Annotated in this window: 4 protein-coding genes and 1 pseudogene; 1 reads left to right on the top strand and 4 read right to left on the bottom strand. The window is 58.3% G+C overall.

Annotated features, from left to right (window positions below; translation table 11 throughout):
* Positions 1–239: 239 nt before the first annotated feature.
* Positions 240–809 (bottom strand): hypothetical protein, encoded by a 570-nt coding sequence (locus WKW79_RS36910; protein WP_340340176.1) that lies wholly within the window; start codon positions 807–809, stop codon positions 240–242.
* 47 nt (positions 810–856) lie between these two features.
* Between WKW79_RS36910 and WKW79_RS36905 the strand changes: the two genes are divergently transcribed.
* On the top strand, positions 857–1,102 hold the full coding sequence (locus WKW79_RS36905) for a hypothetical protein (protein ID WP_340340175.1): 246 nt from the start codon (positions 857–859) through the stop codon (positions 1,100–1,102).
* Positions 1,103–1,241: 139 nt separating this feature from the next.
* On the opposite strand, the gene WKW79_RS37210 is transcribed toward WKW79_RS36905, so the two are convergent.
* The 3 genes and pseudogenes from WKW79_RS37210 to WKW79_RS36895 form a co-directional block, all read right to left on the bottom strand.
* Positions 1,242–1,478, bottom strand: coding sequence for a DUF1353 domain-containing protein (locus WKW79_RS37210; protein WP_422824042.1), 237 nt, complete (start codon positions 1,476–1,478; stop codon positions 1,242–1,244).
* Positions 1,475–1,876 carry a hypothetical protein gene (locus WKW79_RS36900; RefSeq protein WP_340340174.1) on the bottom strand — a complete coding sequence of 134 codons (402 nt, stop codon included), beginning with the start codon at positions 1,874–1,876 and terminating at the stop codon, positions 1,475–1,477. Before WKW79_RS36900 ends, WKW79_RS37210 begins: the two co-directional genes overlap by 4 nt.
* Positions 1,877–1,933: 57 nt before the next feature.
* Positions 1,934–2,036: pseudogene (locus WKW79_RS36895) on the bottom strand (IS5/IS1182 family transposase); the annotation flags it as partial.

Below are 2,036 nucleotides of genomic sequence, written 5' to 3'. Positions count from 1 at the left end.
CAAGCCCAGGCTGTGACCACAACCAAGCCTGCTCATCCGGCGGCACTGCAGGAGGGTTGAACCATGAGTACATGGCCCAACCGGGGGCGCCTCCGGCGGCCCCTGCGGGGGGCTGAAATAATGAAAGCCAGAACAGCCAAAAGAGAAGTCAGGCCATCCCGGTCTGACTCAAGCCAGTAGGCCTCCTCGAAAGCCGGTGTGGTTCAACGAGTAGTCTCGTTACTGCCTTGCGATGGTCTCTACTGCGGCGGCTGAAAGTAGCGATCGGCAAATCGGTCCGCGAACGGAAACTCGGCGGCTATGGCCTTGAGCAGGATGTAGCCGCAGAGTGTGACAGTCTCGTTCGCCAACTCGCTGTAGTTTGCAGCGCGCTGCGGTGCGATCGCATGAATGACCGCGCTTCGCTTCTTGTAGAGCTTGTCCCAGGGCTTCCGCAGATGGGACAACGACAGTCCGTCCAGCAACCGAAAAACACCCTGGCGCAGGCTGATGCGGTGGAGCTTCTTAATTGCAGAGGCGACTTCGGTGCGCTCGTCCGCGTGCAGGTCCGGGTGTTCCTGTGCCAGTGCAGCGAGCGGCGCAAGCGCGCGCTTTTGCGCGGCGCTCCAGTCGAGATCCTGGCCGATCATTTCGACGGCAGAGACTGCGAACACGATCTGGCCGATGGGCTCGGTCAGCATCAACGCACTGTTCAGCAGGATGATGACGTTGTGGGCATTCTGCGAGAGCGGTTGCCGCGCTTCAAATAGATCCGCTGCAAATGGCAGAAAGTGCTCGTGCGCCGCAAGGACCTCGCCAGTTGCCTCCATCGAGAATATGCAAACGCGCGGGTCGTCTTCGAAAAAACGTCGACACCATGAACGTTGTCGCGGAGGAGTATCCCCTGTTGCTGCAACAGAGCCTCGCGCACGACTTGACCCACGCCAGAGGTCACGGCATCAACGCCGGTATCGACTCCAAGACGCGTCGCAATCGAAGCAAGCTCGACGGCAAAACGCAAGCCGTCTCCGTATGCGCGTGCATCATCGGCGGTCGCGAATCCCCGCGCATTGATCACGAGCCAGTAGCTATCCTTGATCGGGCGTTCTTTGTCGAACGATGAGAGTACGGCTTCGACGTTCCCGACACGGAAGCGATGCTCCGCGGTTTCAATGTTCAGTTTCTTCTGCAGCCGGAAACGAAGCCGCATCCGAAAACAGATGTCTCCGCTCGGGGCGGAACAAGTTTCGACAACGCTGGGATCAATCATCTTGCTTTGCTAGCCGTTCGGCGCCTCGATGATAGTACTGCTCATTTCGAGCGCTGCGCTGATCGCCTCGCTTTCCTTCATCGCGATCAAGAAGAGGCTGTCGGCCTGCTCGCTGTTGCAAAGCATGCGACCAGTAGAGGTAGTCGTGCACGATTGCCGCGCGGTTGTACTGATCGTTCGGAGGCAGGAGACTCCAGCGCGGCTGAGGAATGCTCGCAGGGTCGGTCACAAAGCGGTAGGGATCATGATGGTGATCTCCGTTGTGCCAACCTGGTAGACCTTCGGCTCCAGCAGGATATAGGCGCGATCGTTCCCGCTCGCACGATAGCCCGGGCTGGGTGGTGGAGCGAACTTGGTTGGCCCAGAACCGCATACAGCTTGGCAATCAGAGTCGATCCATTCCTTTATACAGAGGGTCCGTGGCCTTGCATTGTTTGCTGCAGTCGTACCGTTTTTTTTTACGTCCGCTGGCAGCTTTTTCGGTGAAGGCGGAGGCTTGGTCTTTGGATCGATCGGCGATGCCTCCTGCTGTGCGCGCCTTGTGATCTCGTTGAGAGGAGACTGCGCATAAGCCAATACCAATGGCATCAACGCCGCCACCAATGCGCATACTCTGCGGTAGAGCATCTTGGTCCTCCGCTCTCCTGCTGCGCAACTGGACTCCTCATAGGATGTGCTAAGAACTTATCCGTAAATTATGTTGACGTCGGCAGGTACCTTGCGGAAGGCAATGATGGCAGCGGCAAGGTGGTTGAGGGCGACAAAGCTGCGCTCGAGTTTCTCGTAG

The sequence above is a fragment of the Variovorax robiniae genome (assembly GCF_037889955.1).
GTDB classification, from domain to species: domain Bacteria; phylum Pseudomonadota; class Gammaproteobacteria; order Burkholderiales; family Burkholderiaceae_C; genus Variovorax; species Variovorax robiniae.
This window is presented reverse-complemented; position numbering and strand designations above follow the sequence as displayed.

Coding starts and splice junctions, on each gene's coding strand:
- WKW79_RS36910 (WP_340340176.1), bottom strand. CDS start 809: ATGGAGGCAACTGGCGAGGTCCTTGCGGCGCACGAGCACTTTCTGCCA.
- WKW79_RS36905 (WP_340340175.1), top strand. CDS start 857: ATGAACGTTGTCGCGGAGGAGTATCCCCTGTTGCTGCAACAGAGCCTC.
- WKW79_RS36900 (WP_340340174.1), bottom strand. CDS start 1,876: ATGCTCTACCGCAGAGTATGCGCATTGGTGGCGGCGTTGATGCCATTG.